The sequence below is a fragment of the Rhodococcus sp. YH1 genome, from assembly GCF_009939605.1.
In the GTDB taxonomy this organism is placed as follows: Bacteria; Actinomycetota; Actinomycetes; order Mycobacteriales; family Mycobacteriaceae; genus Rhodococcus; species Rhodococcus aetherivorans.
In genome coordinates this window covers 45,014-61,029 of the sequence record NZ_WVTE01000141.1, presented here as the reverse complement: position 1 = coordinate 61,029, position 16,016 = coordinate 45,014, and the positions used below count along the sequence as shown (strand labels likewise).

At 69.5% G+C, this 16,016-nt stretch carries 17 protein-coding genes and 1 pseudogene; 12 read left to right on the top strand and 6 right to left on the bottom strand.

The window, feature by feature from the left end; genetic code table 11:
• Positions 1 to 129: 129 nt before the first annotated feature.
• A pseudogene (locus AIIKEEIJ_RS12500) lies at positions 130 to 534 on the bottom strand (MarR family winged helix-turn-helix transcriptional regulator); the annotation flags it as partial.
• A gap of 72 nt (positions 535 to 606) precedes the next feature.
• Between AIIKEEIJ_RS12500 and AIIKEEIJ_RS12495 the strand changes: the two are divergent.
• Positions 607 to 2,031, top strand: a complete 1,425-nt coding sequence (locus AIIKEEIJ_RS12495; protein ID WP_161995766.1) for an FUSC family protein — start codon at positions 607 to 609, stop codon at positions 2,029 to 2,031.
• A gap of 64 nt (positions 2,032 to 2,095) precedes the next feature.
• Positions 2,096 to 2,758 (top strand): cyclase family protein, encoded by a 663-nt coding sequence (locus AIIKEEIJ_RS12490; RefSeq protein ID WP_161995765.1) that lies wholly within the window; start codon positions 2,096 to 2,098, stop codon positions 2,756 to 2,758.
• On the opposite strand, the gene AIIKEEIJ_RS12485 is transcribed toward AIIKEEIJ_RS12490, so the two are convergent.
• On the bottom strand, positions 2,759 to 3,517 hold the full coding sequence (locus AIIKEEIJ_RS12485; RefSeq protein WP_043803186.1) for a M50 family metallopeptidase: 759 nt from the start codon (positions 3,515 to 3,517) through the stop codon (positions 2,759 to 2,761).
• A 117-nt stretch (positions 3,518 to 3,634) separates the two neighbouring features.
• Between AIIKEEIJ_RS12485 and AIIKEEIJ_RS12480 the strand changes: the two genes are divergently transcribed.
• The 10 genes from AIIKEEIJ_RS12480 to AIIKEEIJ_RS12435 all read left to right on the top strand — a co-directional run bounded on the left by AIIKEEIJ_RS12480 (position 3,635) and on the right by AIIKEEIJ_RS12435 (position 13,685).
• Positions 3,635 to 4,843, top strand: a complete 1,209-nt coding sequence (locus AIIKEEIJ_RS12480) for an MFS transporter (RefSeq protein ID WP_338020942.1) — start codon at positions 3,635 to 3,637, stop codon at positions 4,841 to 4,843.
• A 66-nt stretch (positions 4,844 to 4,909) separates the two neighbouring features.
• Positions 4,910 to 5,227 (top strand): ferredoxin, encoded by a 318-nt coding sequence (gene fdxA / locus AIIKEEIJ_RS12475; RefSeq protein ID WP_054372610.1) that lies wholly within the window; start codon positions 4,910 to 4,912, stop codon positions 5,225 to 5,227.
• Positions 5,224 to 6,474, top strand: a complete 1,251-nt coding sequence (locus AIIKEEIJ_RS12470) for an MFS transporter (protein ID WP_161995764.1) — start codon at positions 5,224 to 5,226, stop codon at positions 6,472 to 6,474. Before fdxA ends, AIIKEEIJ_RS12470 begins: the two co-directional genes overlap by 4 nt.
• A 105-nt stretch (positions 6,475 to 6,579) precedes the next feature.
• The gene (locus tag AIIKEEIJ_RS12465) at positions 6,580 to 7,764 is read left to right on the top strand and encodes an ABC transporter substrate-binding protein (protein ID WP_029546566.1); all 1,185 of its coding nucleotides are present in this window, start codon (positions 6,580 to 6,582) and stop codon (positions 7,762 to 7,764) included.
• A gap of 99 nt (positions 7,765 to 7,863) precedes the next feature.
• On the top strand, positions 7,864 to 8,754 hold the full coding sequence (locus AIIKEEIJ_RS12460) for a branched-chain amino acid ABC transporter permease (protein WP_006941660.1): 891 nt from the start codon (positions 7,864 to 7,866) through the stop codon (positions 8,752 to 8,754).
• Positions 8,751 to 9,737: an ABC transporter permease subunit gene (locus AIIKEEIJ_RS12455; protein WP_161995763.1), complete on the top strand. Its 987-nt coding sequence runs from the start codon at positions 8,751 to 8,753 to the stop codon at positions 9,735 to 9,737. The genes AIIKEEIJ_RS12460 and AIIKEEIJ_RS12455 overlap by 4 nt, the downstream gene beginning before the upstream one ends.
• Positions 9,734 to 10,549, top strand: a complete 816-nt coding sequence (locus tag AIIKEEIJ_RS12450; RefSeq protein ID WP_029546564.1) for an ABC transporter ATP-binding protein — start codon at positions 9,734 to 9,736, stop codon at positions 10,547 to 10,549. Before AIIKEEIJ_RS12455 ends, AIIKEEIJ_RS12450 begins: the two co-directional genes overlap by 4 nt.
• Entirely contained in the window at positions 10,533 to 11,258 is a 726-nt protein-coding gene (locus tag AIIKEEIJ_RS12445; RefSeq protein ID WP_006941656.1) for an ABC transporter ATP-binding protein, read from the top strand. Before AIIKEEIJ_RS12450 ends, AIIKEEIJ_RS12445 begins: the two co-directional genes overlap by 17 nt.
• A gap of 17 nt (positions 11,259 to 11,275) precedes the next feature.
• Positions 11,276 to 12,439 carry an ABC transporter substrate-binding protein gene (locus tag AIIKEEIJ_RS12440; protein ID WP_161995762.1) on the top strand — a complete coding sequence of 388 codons (1,164 nt, stop codon included), beginning with the start codon at positions 11,276 to 11,278 and terminating at the stop codon, positions 12,437 to 12,439.
• 82 nt (positions 12,440 to 12,521) lie between these two features.
• Positions 12,522 to 13,685: an IS30 family transposase gene (locus tag AIIKEEIJ_RS12435; RefSeq protein ID WP_338020941.1), complete on the top strand. Its 1,164-nt coding sequence runs from the start codon at positions 12,522 to 12,524 to the stop codon at positions 13,683 to 13,685.
• A 57-nt stretch (positions 13,686 to 13,742) separates the two neighbouring features.
• Here the strand turns inward: AIIKEEIJ_RS12435 and AIIKEEIJ_RS12430 are convergent, their stop codons facing one another.
• The 4 genes from AIIKEEIJ_RS12430 to rplS form a co-directional block, all read right to left on the bottom strand.
• Positions 13,743 to 14,057, bottom strand: a complete 315-nt coding sequence (locus AIIKEEIJ_RS12430) for a DUF2469 domain-containing protein (RefSeq protein WP_003939014.1) — start codon at positions 14,055 to 14,057, stop codon at positions 13,743 to 13,745.
• Positions 14,058 to 14,094: 37 nt separating this feature from the next.
• Positions 14,095 to 14,793, bottom strand: a complete 699-nt coding sequence (locus AIIKEEIJ_RS12425; protein WP_006944319.1) for a ribonuclease HII — start codon at positions 14,791 to 14,793, stop codon at positions 14,095 to 14,097.
• A complete protein-coding gene (lepB, locus tag AIIKEEIJ_RS12420) occupies positions 14,790 to 15,548 on the bottom strand; it encodes a signal peptidase I (protein WP_202916961.1) in 759 nt (252 codons plus the stop codon). Before lepB ends, AIIKEEIJ_RS12425 begins: the two co-directional genes overlap by 4 nt.
• 108 nt (positions 15,549 to 15,656) lie before the next feature.
• The gene (rplS, locus tag AIIKEEIJ_RS12415) at positions 15,657 to 15,998 is read right to left on the bottom strand and encodes a 50S ribosomal protein L19 (protein WP_003939017.1); all 342 of its coding nucleotides are present in this window, start codon (positions 15,996 to 15,998) and stop codon (positions 15,657 to 15,659) included.
• Positions 15,999 to 16,016: the final 18 nt, after the last annotated feature.

Here is a 16,016-nt window from a genome sequence, read left to right as displayed (position 1 = left end):
CCTGGCCGCGGTGCACCGGGTGTACCGCACGCCGTACCGCGCCGTCGCCGCGGCTGGACTGGTGGCGCTCACGATCGCCGTCGCCAAGGCCGGGGCTCCGCATCTCGTCGCGGGGCTTCAGCACGCGATGAGGCGGCGCGGGAACTCGGTGTCGACCACGGCTCGCCCCGCATCGGTGAGTGCGAGCAGGACCACGCGACCGTCCCGCTCGAAGCGCTGACGTTCGACGAGGCCGAGTCCGACGAGGCGGTCCGCGTGCTTGGTGGTGGAAGCGCCGCTCAGTCCGGTGACGGAGGTGACTTCGCTGGCGCGCAGCGGTGATTCGCTGCGGGCGAGGGCGCACAGCACCTCGAATTCGGGGCGCGTGACGCCGCTGGGGACGAGTTCGCGGTCCAGTTGGGCGAGCACCAGGGAGCTGATCCGCGTGATGCGGCCGACGACGTCGATGGGTCGCGTGTCGATGTCGGGGTACGTCTCGGCCCAGCCGACCCGCACGCGGTCGACGAAGTCCTCGGGCTGGGTGGCGTCCGTCATGGGCCCATTCTAGCGATGAGTCTCACAATCGATTTATATTTAATTTATACGTGAAATATCTACACTGGGGGAGTGCCCCTCGCTACCTCTGTCCCGGACCGCAGCCGCCTCCGTCACTCGCGGATCGCCCTCGCGCACTCCCTCTCGCCGACGGCGTGGCGCGAGTCGCTCGAGTTCCGCAGTGCGGACGCCACGCGCGCTCCGGCGCTGCGCGTCGGGGCGGCAGTTCTCGTAGTCCTCGTCGCGGGAGGGCTGCTGGATCTGCCGCATCCGGCCGGCTTCGCCGCCCTCGGTGCACTCGCCTCGGCGTTCGGCCGGCACGAGCCCTACTCGCAGCAGGCCGGCAAGATCGCGGTGGTCGGCCTCGGGGTGGTCGGGTACGCCGCACTCGGTGCCGCCGTGGGGACCACCGGTGCGGCCATGTGGACGCAGATGGCGGTGCTCTCCGTCGCGGCCGCGATCGCCTTCTGGATCCTCGGCGCCTTCCGGCTGTCCGGCCCCGGCCCGGTGATCCTCATCTTCGCCGCGGCCGGTGCCGCCGGATTCGCCCGCACCGCCGTAGACGTGCGCGACGTGGTCGTCGCGACGGCCCTCGGCGCGCTCGTCGGCTGGGCCGTCGCGATGCTGCCCGCGCTGCATCACCCGCACGGTCCCGCCCGGCTCGCCGTGGCCCGGGCCCTGGCGGCGGTCGCGGCGATCGAACGCGACGGCGAACGGGCCGTGCCGGGCGCCCGGGCGGCGATCGCCCGCGCCCACGAGGTTCTCGCGCTCGGATTCAGCCGGACCGACCGGCACACCCACGAACTGCTCGCGCTGCTCGACGCGGCCGAGACGGTCGTCGACGGGGCCGCATCCGGCGTCGCGGCCGATCGCGTCGCCGAATTCGCCCTGTTCGAGGCCGAGCTGCGAAAGGTGCGGCGTGACATCGCGATTCCTCGCGTCGATGCGGCGGGGGCGCCGGTCCTCGAGCGGCCCGCCGGGTTCGCGCGAGAGGGATTCGCGCGGTTGCGCGATCGCGCGCTTCTCGTCGGCGCGGGCCGGGTGCTGCTCGCCGCGCTGATCGCGGGCTGGTTCGCCGAGGCCGCCGGTCTGCAGCACCCGCTGTGGGCGACGATGGGCGCGATGGCCGCGTTGCAGGGGGCCAACTACCGGAACACCGTGCAGCGCGCGATCCAGCGGTTGCTCGGCAACGTCGCAGGCGCGGTGCTTGCCGCCGCGCTGCTCGCGCTGTCCCTCGACTACTGGCCGTACGCGCTGGCCATCGTCGTCCTGCAGACGGTGGCGGAACTGTACGTGATGAAGAACTACGCAGCGACCTCCGTCGCGGTGACCGCGATGGCACTGCTCCTCACCGGTCTCGGGGCGTCCGTCGGGCCGGAGATCGCGCTGAGCCGGATCGCCGACACCCTCGTCGGTGTGGTGGTCGGCGTGCTCGTCGCGGCCGCGACGATCGACCGCGCCGACCGGCATCACCTCACGGCAGCGCCGGCGCGCTGAGTGAGCCCCGCGCGGCGGCGCTGCGTGACCCCGCGGATCGCGGGTCACCCGTTAGCATCGGCGCATGCGCGTGCGCCGGATCGTCGACCTGAGCCGCACCGTCTCCGGCGACACCCAGGTCTACCCGGGCGATCCCGTGCCGGTGCTGACGCCGCACGCGACGCTCGAGCAAGACGGGTACAACCTGCTGCGGGTGGAGATCGGCTCGCAGACCGGAACGCACGTCGACGCCCCGCTGCACATGCGCGCCGGGGCCGCGCCGATCGACCGGGTGCCGCTCGAACATTTCGTGGGTCGCGGGATCGTCCTGGACGTGCGGGGCCTGCCGCCGCGCACCGCGGTGACGCGGCGGCACGTCGTCGACGGAGCGGCCGGCGGACCGGACCCGGGCCCCGGCGACATCGTCCTCCTGCATACCGGGTGGGCCGAGCACTACGGCACCGATGCCTACTTCGAGCACCCCTATCTGTCGGAGGACGCGTGCCGGTGGGTGCTCGAATGCGGCGTGCGCACCATCGGCCTCGACGCCCCGAGCATCGATTCCGCCCTCGGCAGTGACTATCCCGCGCATCGCCTCGTCGCCGAGGCCGGCGGCATCGTGTGCGAGAACCTGTGCAACCTCGAACTCGTGGACTTTCCCGATCCGCTGATCAGTCTTCTTCCGCTGCGGCTGCGGGACGCGGACGGCGCCCCGGTGCGGGCCGTGGCGATCGCGCTCGAGCCGTGATCAGGGCACCTGCGTCGCGACGATGCGTGCGGTGCCGTACGCCGCGGTACCGAGCGTGACGACCGCGAACGCCACGATCCATACCGCCGTCGGCACCCGGGTGAGCCACCGCAGCTGATCCGCGTCGGAGCCCTGCCCGCGGCCGCGCCGGTGGGTGCGCGCCAGTTCGAGCACCGGCCGGGTGGCGCCGAACAGCAGCACCCAGGTGGTCAGGTACGCGACGGTGTAGCGCACCAGCTCGTCGCCGTAGTAGGCGGCGGTCCCGATCACCGCGCCGGCCGCCAGCACCGAGACGAATCCGAAGAAGTTGCGGATCAACAGGATCAGCAGGGCGAGCGCGGCCAGCACGGACCACAGCACCGCTGCGGGCCGGTCGACGGTGAGCAGGGTCGCGGCCACGAACCCGAGCACGGCCGGGCCGGTGTACCCGGCGAACGCGGTGGCGATCATGCCCGGCCCGCGTGGGTTGCCGGAGGACACGGTCACGCCCGAGGTGTCGCTGTGCAGGCGGATGCCCGCCAGCTGCCGGCCCACGAGCCGTGCGACGAGCGCGTGCGAGCCCTCGTGTGCCTGGGTGATCACATGCCGCGTCACCAGCCACAGCGGGCGCACCGTCACCAGCACCAGCGCGACGGTGGCGGTGAGGGCGACGAGCAGGGGCGGCGCGGGCTCGCTCACCGCGGAGACGGCGTGCCATCCGGCGCGGACCGCCGACCCGAAGGACTCGAGTGGCGTGGACGGATCGGCCTCAGGGTCCACGGTCGGCACCTTTCTCTCGGGAGTCCGCCATCGTACGGGCCGGCAATTCGCTCCACGGGCGCCGGGAATGTGCCACTCTCTATAGGGGCTAATCATTCATATCAATAGGGAGGCCGGGTGTCGGTCGAGGTTCTGGAAAGGCGCCGGGTGGCTCGGCCGTCGTGGATCGCACTGTCGGTGTTCCTCGTGTTCGCGGCGAGCAATGCCCCGGCTCCGCTGTATGTGGTCTGGCAGCGCGAGATGGGTTTTCCACCCAGCACGGTCAGCCTGATCTTCGTCAGTTACATAGTCGGGTCGGTCGTGGCGCTGGTGTTCGGTGGCCGCGCTTCGGACCGATTCGGACGTCGGGCCGTCCTGCTGCCCGCCCTGGGTCTCGTTATCGTGGCCTGCCTCGTGTTCGCGACGGCCCGCACGCCCCTGTGGCTGGAGGCGGGGCGGTTCTTCATCGGCCTCGCATCCGGGGCGTTCGGCGCGGCGGGGTCGGCGGCGATCGCCGACGCGTTCGGCCCCGGCCGCGGAGCGCGTGCCGCGCTGTACGCGAGCGCGGCACCCGTCGCCGGGTCGGCCGTGGGGCCGCTGCTCTCCGGGGTGCTGGCCGACGTCGCGCCGGCGCCCACACGGCTGGTCTTCCTGGTGCTGATCGTTCCGCTGGCGGCGGCCGCGATACCGCTGACCGCCGTCGGCGGTCGTCCGGCCGGGGTGGGCGGTCGCTGGGTGCAGCTGCCGAGCATCCCGCGCGAGATCGCGGGAACCGTGCTGCTGTCCATGGCTGTGGCCGGCAGCCCCTTCGCGCTGGCGGGGCTGTTCATCTCCCTCGGCCCGGCGTTGATCGCCGACCTGCTCGGCAACGACACGCGAACCCTGGCCGGCGCGGTGTCGTTCGTGGTCTTCGGGGCCGGGGCCGGGGCGCAGTTCCTCGTCCGCCGGATGAGCATCTACCGGGTCGCGGTGGTCGGGCTCTCGGTTTCCGCGCTGGCCGCGGTGCTCATCGCCGTCGCCGTCGGCGCCGCCTCGGTGCCCGTCATCGTCGTGGCCGCGATCGCGGCAGGCCTGGGTCAGAGCCTGGCACAGCTCGCCGGGCTCACCCTCGCGCGCGGGTATGCGCCGGAGGGGCGGACCGCCGAAGTGGTGTCCATGGTGTGGCTCGCCGGATACGCCACCGTCGGGTCGGGGATCCTTGGGCTGGGATTCCTGGCGGACGGAATCGGCTTGCGCCCGGCGACTTACGCCTTCTGCGGGTTCTTCCTGGCCTGCGTCTGCGGTGCCGGGGTCGCGGTGGTGCGCTGTCGGCCGGTCGTCGAGGCACTCGAGGCCGACACCCATTGACACCGAGCAATCAATGAATATGATTATGACCTAAATCACGCAGTCATCGAATCGGAGGAGTGCGCCGTGACCTACACCGTCACCGAGCCCTGTGTCGACGTCCTCGACAAGGCCTGCATCGAGGAGTGTCCGGTGGACTGCATCTACGAGGGCGGCCGGATGATGTACATCAACCCGGAGGAATGCGTCGACTGCGGCGCGTGTGAGCCGGTCTGTCCCGTCGAGGCCATCTTCTTCGAGGACGACGTGCCCGAGGACCGCGCCGACTACACGCAGATCAACGCCGACTTCTTCGCCGAGATCGGCTCGCCGGGCGGCGCTTCCAAGATCGGAAAGACCGATTACGATCCCCCGCTGGTGAAGAGTCTGCCCGTACGGGCATGATCGCGGTCCGGGCGGATCGCCCCGGCCGGGGTTCGGTGCTTCTCGGTGCCGCGGTGGCGGCGGCCTTCACCTTCGCCGTCGTCGGATCCAACATTCCGGGGCCGATCCTCCCGTTGTACGAGGACCATCTGGGCCTGTCCCCGTTCGTGCTGGCCGCCCTGTTCGTGACGTACTTCGTCGCCCTGGTGTCGATGTTCCTGGTCGTGAGCAGGAGCGCGCTCGGACGGTTCGCGTGGGCCGTCCTGCCGGGTGCGCTCGTCGTCGGGGTCCTCGGCGACGTCGCCCTGTGGTCCGGCGCCGACACCGTCTGGCTGCTCTTCGTCGGCCGTGCCCTGACCGGAACGTGTGTCGGGCTCGCCACCGGATCCGCCGCCACGCTCGCCGTGGCGGCGCGCGGCGACGCGGGCCGCACCCTTGCGGCGACCGGCGCGATCGCCGGCTCGTTCCTCGGCCTGATCGCCGCGGCCACCGTCGCCCAATTGCTGCCGGAGCCCACCGTTCTCATCTATCGGCTGCACGCCGTCTCCCTCGTGCTCTCGGGACTGCTGCTCGCCGCCGCGCTGTGGGGGAACAGGCGCCGGCTCTCCGCGCTCCGGCACGCCGAGCCCCCGCGCCCGGCGGGGCCCGTTCCGGCCGGCGCGGGCGCCGCGTTCGACCGGAACAGGTTGCCCGCCTACGGATTGGGTGCGGCCGGGTGGACGGTCGGCGGCATCGCCGTCGGCGTGCTGCCGTCGGCGTTGCGCGACGGGATCGGGTCCGAGCTGCTGGTGGTCGGCGTCCTCGCCGCCATCATCCTGCTCGTCACGGCCTGGTTGGGCCCCTACCTCGCCCGGGCCGCAGGCCGTTCCCCGGGGCCCCAGCTGTGTCTGCTCCTGCTCGCCGGTGGTGGCGTGTTCGTCGCCGCCGGCCTCGTCGCCCGCACGCTGTGGCCGGTACTGGCCGGCAGCTTCCTGTGGGGCATCGGGCAGGGCTTCGCATACGCGCAGGGCCTCATCCTGCTCACCGCCGGCATGACGCCGGAGGAGCAGGGGAGGAGCACGTCGCTGTACGCGTGTTCGTCGTACGGCTTCGCGGCGGTGATGATCCTGGTGGCCGGCGCCTTCTCGTCGGCGTGGGGATACTCCTACGGATCCGCCGGTGCGGTAACGATTTTTGTCCTCTTCTGTGTGGCCGTCGCGGGGGCGGGCCGGGGTCGGTGGACACCGGCCGTCGCCGTGGACCCCGTACGCGTCCCCGCCCGCAAATAATTCCTGCGCATATCCGGATCGGCCTCTGGACATTTCGTCGGCGTGGCTCTACTGTGACGGGCATCACGACTAATGATGCATATCATTCGACCGGAAGGTGCACACATGTCTCGAGTCGACCGGAAAGTCCGGCGTCGTCTGCTCGGAGCCGCGAGCGCGTTCGGCGTCCTGTTCACGGCCGCCTGCGGCTCCGGCGGAAACGGCACCGTCGCCGACGGTGACCTGCCGGCCGAGATCAAGGTCGTCTCCGTGACCGACCAGACCGGCACCACGGCGTACGTCGGCAACAGCCAGCTCAAGGGCATCGAACTCGCGATCCAGGAGATCAACGAGCAGAATTACCTGGGTGACTCGAAGATCGTTCTGCAGAAGCGTGATTCGGCGAGCGATACGCAGACCGCGGTCAGCCAGGCCACCGAGACGCTGACCGACAAGAGTGTCAGCGCCCTGCTCGGGCCGGTGCTCAGCGCCCATGCCGTCGCGATCGCCCCGCTCGTGGAACGGGCCGGGCTGCCGACGATCTTCACCCAGTCCGGCAGCGAGGGCGTCGTCATCGGCGACTACACCTACCGCGCGACGGCTCCGATGGAGACCTACTTCGTCAAGGCGCTCGAGCGGCTGCAGCAGCAGGGTGTGAAGACCGTGAGCGTGCTCTACAACGCGGGCAACGTCACCCTCGCCGGACTCGGTGAGAAGACCATCCCCGAGGGCCAGGAGAAGTACGGCTACCGGATCCTGTCGAGCACCTCCGTCCAGGCCACAACGCAGGACTTCGGCACCACCGCAACGAAGATCGCCGGTGAGAAGCCCGACGCGGTCATCGTCCTGCTCGTCGGCGCCGGCAACTCCACGGCCATGTCGCAGCTGCGCCAGGCCGGCTACACCGGCACCGTGGTGGGCAACCCCGCCGCCGGCGCGGGCAACCTCGCACCCGCCGGTGCCGCGGGCGCGGGCATGTACTGGGCCACCGACTTCAGCTTCCACCAGAAGGACGAGTCCTCGCAGCAGTTCGTCGAGGCGTACCGCGCCGAGTACAACGGGGAGAATCCGCTCAACTACGCGGCCGAGGGCTACGACGCGACCTGGATGCTCGCCCACGCTGCCAAGAACGCCGGCGGTGCGTCCCGCGACGACCTGCAGCGCGGCCTCGAGCAGGTCGTGGCCGAGGGCTTCGACGGCGCGCTCGGCCCGGTGCGCTTCGAAGGCAACGACATGCGCGTCAACGGCGTGCTCGTGGAATGGAACGGCACGGAAGAAGTGCTGATCGACGACCAGGAATCGGCGAAGTAGTGCGGATCGCTCCGCACCTGTGCACCAAGGAGTTCGACGAATGACCGGAAGAACATCGCACCGCCGCCGGGGCATCCCGGCCGGAGGAAGGCAGGCGTCATGTCACAGCTGGTGATCGACGCGCTCGTGCTCGGCTCCATCTACCTGCTCTTCTGCCTGGGAATGAGCATCTCCTGGGGAACGATCGACATCCTCAACTTCGCCCACGGCGGGATCTTCATGTTCTCCGCGTTCGTGGCCTCCCAGATCGTGTCCAACGTCGGTCTCGGGCTCGTCACGGTCTGCCTGATCTCCGTCGTGGTCGGGGCGGCGCTCTCGGCGGCCATCGACGTCTTCGCGTTCCAGCCGATCCTGCGACGGGCCAAGAACCAGCGGACCGCCGAACTGCAGATCCTCATCGGCGGCATCGGAATCGGCACCATCCCGGTCGCCGTCGTGCAGTTCCGCACGCTGAGCGAGCCGTTCGGTTTCGTGGGCAGCTCGTACGAGACGTCGGTCTACACCGTCGGCGACCTGCGACTGACCAGCACGGGCCTGATCGTGCTCGGCTGCGCGCTGATCCTCACGCTGGCGATCTCCTTCTGGCTCAAGAACACCAGCCACGGGCTCGCCCTGCGGGCCATCGGCGTGGACTCGGAGACCGCCGAACTGATGGGCGTCAAGCGGCGCCAGCTGTCGCTGCTGACGATGGCGGTGTCGGGCGGCCTCGCCGGCCTCGCCGGTGCCCTGCTCACGTACAACCTCGGCGCCATCACCGCCGAGAGCGGTGAGACCCTCCTCATCAAGGCGTTCGCCATCATCATCCTCGGCGGCGTGGGCAGCACCGGCGGCGCCGCGCTCGGCGCGATGGTGCTCGCGTTCTCCGAGGTCCTGGTACTCCGCTACACCGGCGGCGGCTGGGTCGACGCCGTCGGCTTCGGCCTCATCCTCGTGGTTCTGCTGCTGCGGCCGCAGGGCATCTTTGGAAGGAAGGAGGTGCGACGGGTATGAGCGACTTCTACTTCTCCAACATCGTCCTCATCCAGAGCACGTTCACGGTGCTGCTCCTCGCCCTGAGCATCCAGATCCAGTTCCGGATGGGAGTGTTCTCCTTCGCCGGCGCCGCCTTCTACGGCATGGGCAGCTACGGCGCCGCAATCTTCGTGCTGCACTACGGATTCGACGCAATCTCCGCGACCGCCGCCATCGTCGTGATCTGCGCGGTCATCGGATACCTGCTCTCGCTGATCCTGCAGCGCCTCGCCGGCCTGTACCTGGCCATGGCCACCGTCGCGTTCGTCATGATCGTCACCGTCGTCGCCCACAACGGCGGCGAGCTCACCGGCGGCTCGGTCGGCCTGTTCGGCGTTCTCACCACCCCGGAGATCTCCGTCCCGCACCTGGCCGTCGTCTGTGCCGCCGTCGTCGCGGCGATGATCCTCAGCGAGCGTGGCCGCATGGGCCGGCGCATCGAGGCGGTCCGCGAAGACCCGGAACTCGCCTCGGCCATGGGCATCAACGTCGCCCGCTACCGCCGGATGTCCTTCGTGATCAGCGGTGTGCTCGGCGCGCTCGGAGGCGCCCTGAACATCCTGATGATGACGGCCGTCGCCCCGGAGAACATCGGCTTCCCGCTGATCGTGCTCGCGCTGACGATCATCATCGTCGGTGGCTCCCGGTCCTGGCTCGGTGTGCTCATCGGCGCCCTCATCTTCACGTGGCTTCCGGTGATGCTGGAGCAGGTGGGCACCTACCAGAGCATCGTCTACGGCATCATCGTCGCCATCGCCGCGATCTTCATGCCCGGCGGCATCACCGGCGTCGTCACCGATCTGTACCGTCGCCGCCTCGCCCGTCGCGACAGCGCGGCCCTCGAGGACGCGGCTGCCGCGGAACGTCTCGCCGACGCGGCCGACGACGAGGCCGCCGCAGAACTCGGCGCCGAACTCGCGGGCACCGGTGCCCACTCCGCCTCGACAGGAGAAACGCGATGACCACCGAAGTCGCTCCCCAGGAGGGCGTTCCCGGCCGGGTTCCGGATCAGGTGCTACGCATCGAGGATCTCGCGGTCCACTTCGGCGGCATCAAGGCCGTCGACGGCATCACCCTGGGCCTTGAGCGCGGCCTGATCTCCGGCATCCTCGGACCCAACGGGTCGGGCAAGAGCACCCTGCTCGGCGCCGTCACCCGGCTCACGCCCCTGACCCGCGGATCGATGCACTTCGAGGGGCGGGACTTCTCCGGCGTCCAACCCGAGCAGGTGGCGCGGCTCGGCATCGGGCGCACCTTCCAGACCGTCCGTCTCCTCGACGATCTCACCGTGCACGAGAACGTCGAACTCGGGCACGACCTGATCGCGGGACCGCGACGGTGGTGGCGACGGGTCGACAGCACCGAACGCGACGCCGCCGAGGCGGCCGTGCGCACCGCCCTCGAGCGCACCGGGCTCGACGGCAAGGAGAAGCTGCGCCCCGGCCAGCTCTCGTACGGCCTGCAGCGCCGGGTGGAGATCGCCCGCGCCATCGTGATGTCCCCGAAGCTGCTGCTGCTCGACGAACCCACCGCCGGCATGAACCGCTTCGAACGCGAGGAGATCGGCGGGCTGATGTCCGACCTGCGCTCGGAGGGACTCACCCAGCTGATCGTCGAACACGACGTGCAGATGATGGTGGACGTCTGCGATCACCTCTTCGCCATGAACTCCGGACAGCTCATCGCCTCCGGTTCCCCCGCCGACGTGGTGCGTGATCCGGCGGTGCGCGAGGCCTATCTCGGAAAGCAGGACAACGATGATCGAGATTCGTGATCTGCACGTCGATTACGGCAAGGTCAGTGCCGTGCGCGGGGTGTCCGTCACCGCGCGGCCGGGCCGGGTGACGCTCGTCCTCGGCGCCAACGGCGCCGGCAAGACCACCACCCTCCGCACCGTCGCGGGGCTGACCACGCCCAGTTCCGGGGACGTGCTTCTGGACGGCGAGTCGATCAAGGGATGGCCCGCCCACAAGATCCTCAAGCGGGGCATCTCGCTGGTTCCCGAGGGCCGCAAGGTGTTCGGCTCGCTCACCGTCCACGAGAACCTCAAGATCGGGGGCCTGGTGGCGTCGAAGAAGGCCCGCGAGGAATCGATGCGGACCGTGTTCGAGATGTTCCCCATCCTCGAGGAGCGGCAGTCCGGCCCCGCCGGCCTGCTCAGCGGCGGCGAGCAGCAGATGCTCGCCTTCGGCCGCAGCCTCATGTCGCAGCCCGGGTACATCCTCATGGACGAGCCGTCGATGGGTCTGGCCCCCGCCGTGGTCGACCGGGTCATGGCCAGCGTGCGCAGCATCGCCGACCGTGGCATCGGCGTCCTCATGGTCGAACAGAACGCCGAGGCCGGCATGAAGATCGCGGACGACGTCGTCGTCGTCAACCGCGGCGAATCCGTGTACTCCGGACCGGTCGACGAGGCGCGGAACCACTCGTCCGTGGTGCTGGCCTTCCTCGGTGAAGCCGCGCTCACCGGAACCGACAACTGAACCGAGAACGGAAGAGAATGAAGAACAAGCGCATTGCCGTCGCCGCGTTGGCCGGTGTCGCCGGGCTCGCCCTGACCACCGCGTGCGGCTCGGGCGGCGGCGGAACCGTGGGGTCCGGCGAGATGCCCGGCGAGATCAAGATCGTGTCCGTGACCGACAAGACCGGTCTGACCGCCTTCGGTGGCCTGCCCCAGTTCCGGGGTATCGAACTCGCCGTCGAACAGGTCAACAGCAGTGGGTTCCTCGGTGAGTCGAAGCTCGTGCTCGAAAGCCGCGATGCGGCCAGCGACACGCAGACCGCTGTGAGCCAGGCGACCGAAGCGACCGCGGACCGGTCGGTCAGCGCCCTGCTCGGCGGCATCTCCAGTGCCCAGGCGATCGCGATCTCGCCGCTCGTCGACCGGGCGAAGCTGCCGACCGTCTACACGCAGTCCGCCAGCGACGGTGTGCTCGGCGGCGACTACACCTTCCGGGCGACCCCGCCGCAGACCACGCACATCGGCACGTCCCTGGCTCATCTCGAGGACCTCGGCGTCGAGCGGGTCAGCGTGTTGTTCAACGCGGCCAACCCGGCCCTCGCGGAGATGGCGGAGAAGAACCTTCCCGAGGGGCAGGCCGAGCACGGCTACCAGATCGTCTCGACCACGTCCGTGCAGAACACCACCCAGGACTTCGCGTCCTCGGCGACGAAGATCGCCGGGGAACGGCCCGACGCCGTGGCGATGCTCCTCACCGGCGCCCAGAACGCCACGGCCATGCGGCAGTTGCGCCAGGCCGGATACACGGGACCGGTGCTCGGCCAGACCGGTGCAGGCGCGAAGAACCTCGTCCCGGCGGGGGCTGACGGCGCCGGCATGTTCTGGACCGCCAACTTCACCCTCGACCAGCCGGCTCCGTCGTCCCAGGAGTTCGTCGCGGCGTACCGGGCGAAGTACAACGAGGACCCGCTGAACTACGCGGCCGAGGGATACGACGCCGCATGGCTGCTGGCACGGGCGATCAAGGCGTCCGGCGGCGCGTCCCGCGAGGACATCCAGCGTGGTCTCGAGCAGGTCACCGCCGAAGGATTCGACGGTGCACAGGGCGAGATCACGTTCGAGGGTCACGACATGCGTACCCCGGGCGTGCTCGTCGAATGGGACGGCAGTCGTGAGGTGGTCGTCGCCAAGCCGTCGGCCTGATTCATCCTGTGGCCGAATGTCACACCGCTTCGATCTGGGCTGACTCAGGTGGTCCATGCGACACGCTCCCTGACCAGGGGAGATGTCAGTGGGTCGAGCAGCACGAGAGGCGAAGAAGGCTAGGTTCTTCGCCATGCGCATGACGAAGGTGTCGATCGCCAAGGCCGCAGCCGCGGTCGGTGTCAGCCGACAAACCGGCTACCGGTGGGAGGACGAGGCCAACGGCACCGTCCGCCGTGCCCCGCACTGGGAGCACGGCGGACGGTCGTTGTCCCTGGGCGAGCGGGAGCTTGTCGCCCTCGGACTCGCCCGCAACGAGTCGGTCCAGACGATCGCCGCGCACCTGGGCCGGCACCGGTCGGTGATCTACCGGGAGATCGAACGCAACAGCAACCGCGACGGTAGCTACCGCGCCGTGTCGGCCCACGCGCGGGCCTGGACCCGAGCACTGCGACCGAAAGTCGCCAAGCTGATGGCCGCACCCGAGTTGCGCGCGTATGTCGTCGCCAGGCTGAAGCTGCGCTGGTCCCCGCAGCAGATCTCGGCCAGGCTGGTGGTCGACTTCCCCGACCGAGCGGAGATGCGGGTGTCCCACGAAACCATCTACCAGGCCGTGTATGTGCAACTGAAAGGCGAACTGCGAAAAGAGCTTTCGGAGTATCTGCGGCGCCGGCACACCCGTCGGGTGCCGCAGGGGCGAGTACCGAGCAGTGCCCGCCATATTCCCGACAAGATCCTCATCTCCCAGCGGCCCGCCGAGGTCGAGGACCGGGCGGTGCCCGGGCACTGGGAGGGAGATCTGATCATGGGGGCGCGCAACCGCTCGGCGATCGGCACCCTGGTCGAGCGCACCACCCGGTACGTGGTGTTGCTGCACCTGCCGAAGGTCCGCGACGTGTCCGGCGTCCGCGATGCGATGATCGCCGCGATGCGGTCGTTGCCGGAGGTGATGCAGCGGTCGGTGACCTGGGATCAGGGCCACGAGATGCGTGCTCATGCCCAGATCACCATGGCCACCGACGTCGCTGTCTACTTCTGCGATCCGCACTCGCCGTGGCAGCGCGGCACCAACGAGAACACCAACGGTCTGCTCCGGCAGTACTTCCCCAAGGGCACCGACCTGTCGGTGTACACGCCCGAGGACCTGCAGCAGGTCCAGGACGAGATCAACGGCCGCCCCCGGCAGACGCTACGCTGGCGCACGCCAACCGAAGCGTTCACCGAGCTTGTCGCATCGGCCGCCTGAAACCGCCCAGATCGAAGGAATGTGACATTCGGCCACGTACGGGAGGTCGTAGGGGCGCTACCCCAGCTTGTCGGGCAGGCGCAGGTCCGGCTTGTCGAGCTCTTCGATGTTGACGTCCTTGAAGGTGATGACCCGGACGTGCTTGACGAAGCGGGCGGGGCGGTACATATCCCACACCCACGCATCGGACATGCGCACTTCGAAGTACACCTCGCCGCCGGAGTTGTGCGGCAGCAGCTCGACCGCATTGGCGAGATAGAACCGTCGCTCGGTCTCCACGACGTACGCGAACTGACCGACGATGTCCCGGTACTCCCGGTACAGCGAGAGCTCCATCTCGGTTTCGTACTTCTCGAGATCCTCGGCACTCATCGGTCTCGGTGTCCTCCCGTTCTGGTGTGTTGATCCATCATCCCGCATCCGCCTCGTCGGAGCCGAATCGGCCGGGGCCGGCGTCGTCGCCGAGGAGGGCGGCAACGTTGGCGTACCGCAGCCGATGCTCCCGGCTGGGGCCGAGGTCCCGCAATGCCGCCATGTGCGCGGGGGTGCTGTAGCCCTTGTGGACGGCGAAGCCGTAGCCGGGCAGTTCGCCGTCGAGGTCGACCATGATCCGGTCCCGGGTGACCTTGGCGAGCACGCTCGCCGCCGCGATGCAGGCCGCCGCGGCGTCGCCGCCGATGACCGGCAACGACGGCGCCGGCAGGCCGGGCACGCGGAAGCCGTCGGTGAGGACGTACCCGGGCGCGACGGACAGCCGCATCACCGCGCGGCGCATGCCCTCGATGTTGGCCACGTGCACGCCGATGACGTCGATCTCGGCCGCCGGCACGATCACCACGCTCCACGCCACCGCGCGACGGCGGATGATCGGGAACAACTCCTCGCGGGTCTTCTCGGTGAGCCTCTTGGAGTCGTCGAGGCGCGCGAGCGACGGGTGCGGTTTGGGATCGAGGATGCAGGCGGCGACGACCAGCGGCCCGGCGCAGGCGCCGCGCCCGGCCTCGTCGACACCCGCGACCGGCCCGAGCCCGCACCGCACGAGCGTCGACTCCATGGTGCGCAGGCCCGCGGACCTGCGGATCACGGCACGCGGCGGCCACGACGTCACGGTTGCTGGATCTCCGGGGAATCGATGGTGCCCCACCGCGACGGCGGCAGGACGATGAACAGGGCCTTGCCGATCACGTTGTCGATCGGGATGGTGCCCTGGTTCTCGTCGGCGACGTGGTAGCGGGAGTCCGCGGAGTTCGAGCGGTTGTCGCCCATGACCCAGAGGTGACCGTCCGGCACGGTGACCGGCCCGAAGCACCGGCCCGAGCGCACCTCGGTCTCGCAGGTGACCACGCCGGGTGTGAACGGGAAGTCCATCTCGATGTACGGCTCGTCGAGGGGCTTGCCGTCGACGAGGACGCGGCCCTGGTCGTCGCAGCATTCGACGGTCTGCCCGCCGACGGCGATCACACGCTTGACGAGGTCGTTCTCGTCGGGCGGGACGAGTCCGACGAGGGATCCTACCTCCTGCACGCCGCGGATCACGACGTTGTCGGAGCGGGTGGAGACGTAGCCGGTGGACCAGGAGTCGGGGCCACGGAAGACCACGACGTCGCCGGGCCGGGGGTCGCCGAAGCGATAGCCGATCTTCTCGACGACGATCCGGTCGCCGGTGCAGCCGGGGCAGCCGTGCAGCGTGGGTTCCATCGACTCCGAGGGGATGAGGTAGACCCGCGCGACGAAGGTCTGGAGCAGGAAGCTCAGCACGAGTGCGACGAGGATCAGGACGGGCAGTTCCCGCAGGAACGACTTCTCCTTCTTGTCCTGTTTCCGATCGCGTTCGGGCGTGTCGTCGGTGCTGCGCTGCTGCATCTCCGGCACGGCCGGGTCTCGCGATGAATCTGCCACCGAATCAGAGTAGCCCGGCCCGGAACGAATCCGGACCGGGCTACTCGGGGCCTGGCGGTCAGCGCGACGAGGTCAGCGCTTTTCCTTGATCTTGGCGGCCTTGCCCCGCAGCTCGCGCAGGTAGTACAGCTTGGCGCGACGCACGTCACCGCGGGTGACGACCTCGATCTTGGCGAGGTTGGGGCTGTGCACCGGGAAGGTCCGCTCGACGCCGACGCCGAACGACACCTTGCGCACGGTGAAGGTCTCGCGGATGCCACCGTTCTGGCGACGGATCACGACGCCCTTGAAGACCTGCACGCGCTCCTTGGAGCCCTCGATGACCTTCACGTGCACGTTCAGGGTGTCGCCGGCACGGAAGTCCGGAATGTCGTCGCGCAGGGACTTGGCGTCCAGGAAGTCCAGGGTGTTCATCGGTTGTCATCCTCGCTT

Coding starts and splice junctions, on each gene's coding strand:
- AIIKEEIJ_RS12440 (WP_161995762.1), top strand. CDS start 11,276: ATGAAGAACAAGCGCATTGCCGTCGCCGCGTTGGCCGGTGTCGCCGGG.
- AIIKEEIJ_RS12460 (WP_006941660.1), top strand. CDS start 7,864: ATGTCACAGCTGGTGATCGACGCGCTCGTGCTCGGCTCCATCTACCTG.
- AIIKEEIJ_RS12490 (WP_161995765.1), top strand. CDS start 2,096: ATGCGCGTGCGCCGGATCGTCGACCTGAGCCGCACCGTCTCCGGCGAC.
- AIIKEEIJ_RS12450 (WP_029546564.1), top strand. CDS start 9,734: ATGACCACCGAAGTCGCTCCCCAGGAGGGCGTTCCCGGCCGGGTTCCG.
- lepB (WP_202916961.1), bottom strand. CDS start 15,548: ATGCAGCAGCGCAGCACCGACGACACGCCCGAACGCGATCGGAAACAG.
- AIIKEEIJ_RS12435 (WP_338020941.1), top strand. CDS start 12,522: ATGTCAGTGGGTCGAGCAGCACGAGAGGCGAAGAAGGCTAGGTTCTTC.
- AIIKEEIJ_RS12430 (WP_003939014.1), bottom strand. CDS start 14,057: ATGAGTGCCGAGGATCTCGAGAAGTACGAAACCGAGATGGAGCTCTCG.
- AIIKEEIJ_RS12465 (WP_029546566.1), top strand. CDS start 6,580: ATGTCTCGAGTCGACCGGAAAGTCCGGCGTCGTCTGCTCGGAGCCGCG.
- rplS (WP_003939017.1), bottom strand. CDS start 15,998: ATGAACACCCTGGACTTCCTGGACGCCAAGTCCCTGCGCGACGACATT.
- AIIKEEIJ_RS12470 (WP_161995764.1), top strand. CDS start 5,224: ATGATCGCGGTCCGGGCGGATCGCCCCGGCCGGGGTTCGGTGCTTCTC.
- AIIKEEIJ_RS12445 (WP_006941656.1), top strand. CDS start 10,533: ATGATCGAGATTCGTGATCTGCACGTCGATTACGGCAAGGTCAGTGCC.
- AIIKEEIJ_RS12455 (WP_161995763.1), top strand. CDS start 8,751: ATGAGCGACTTCTACTTCTCCAACATCGTCCTCATCCAGAGCACGTTC.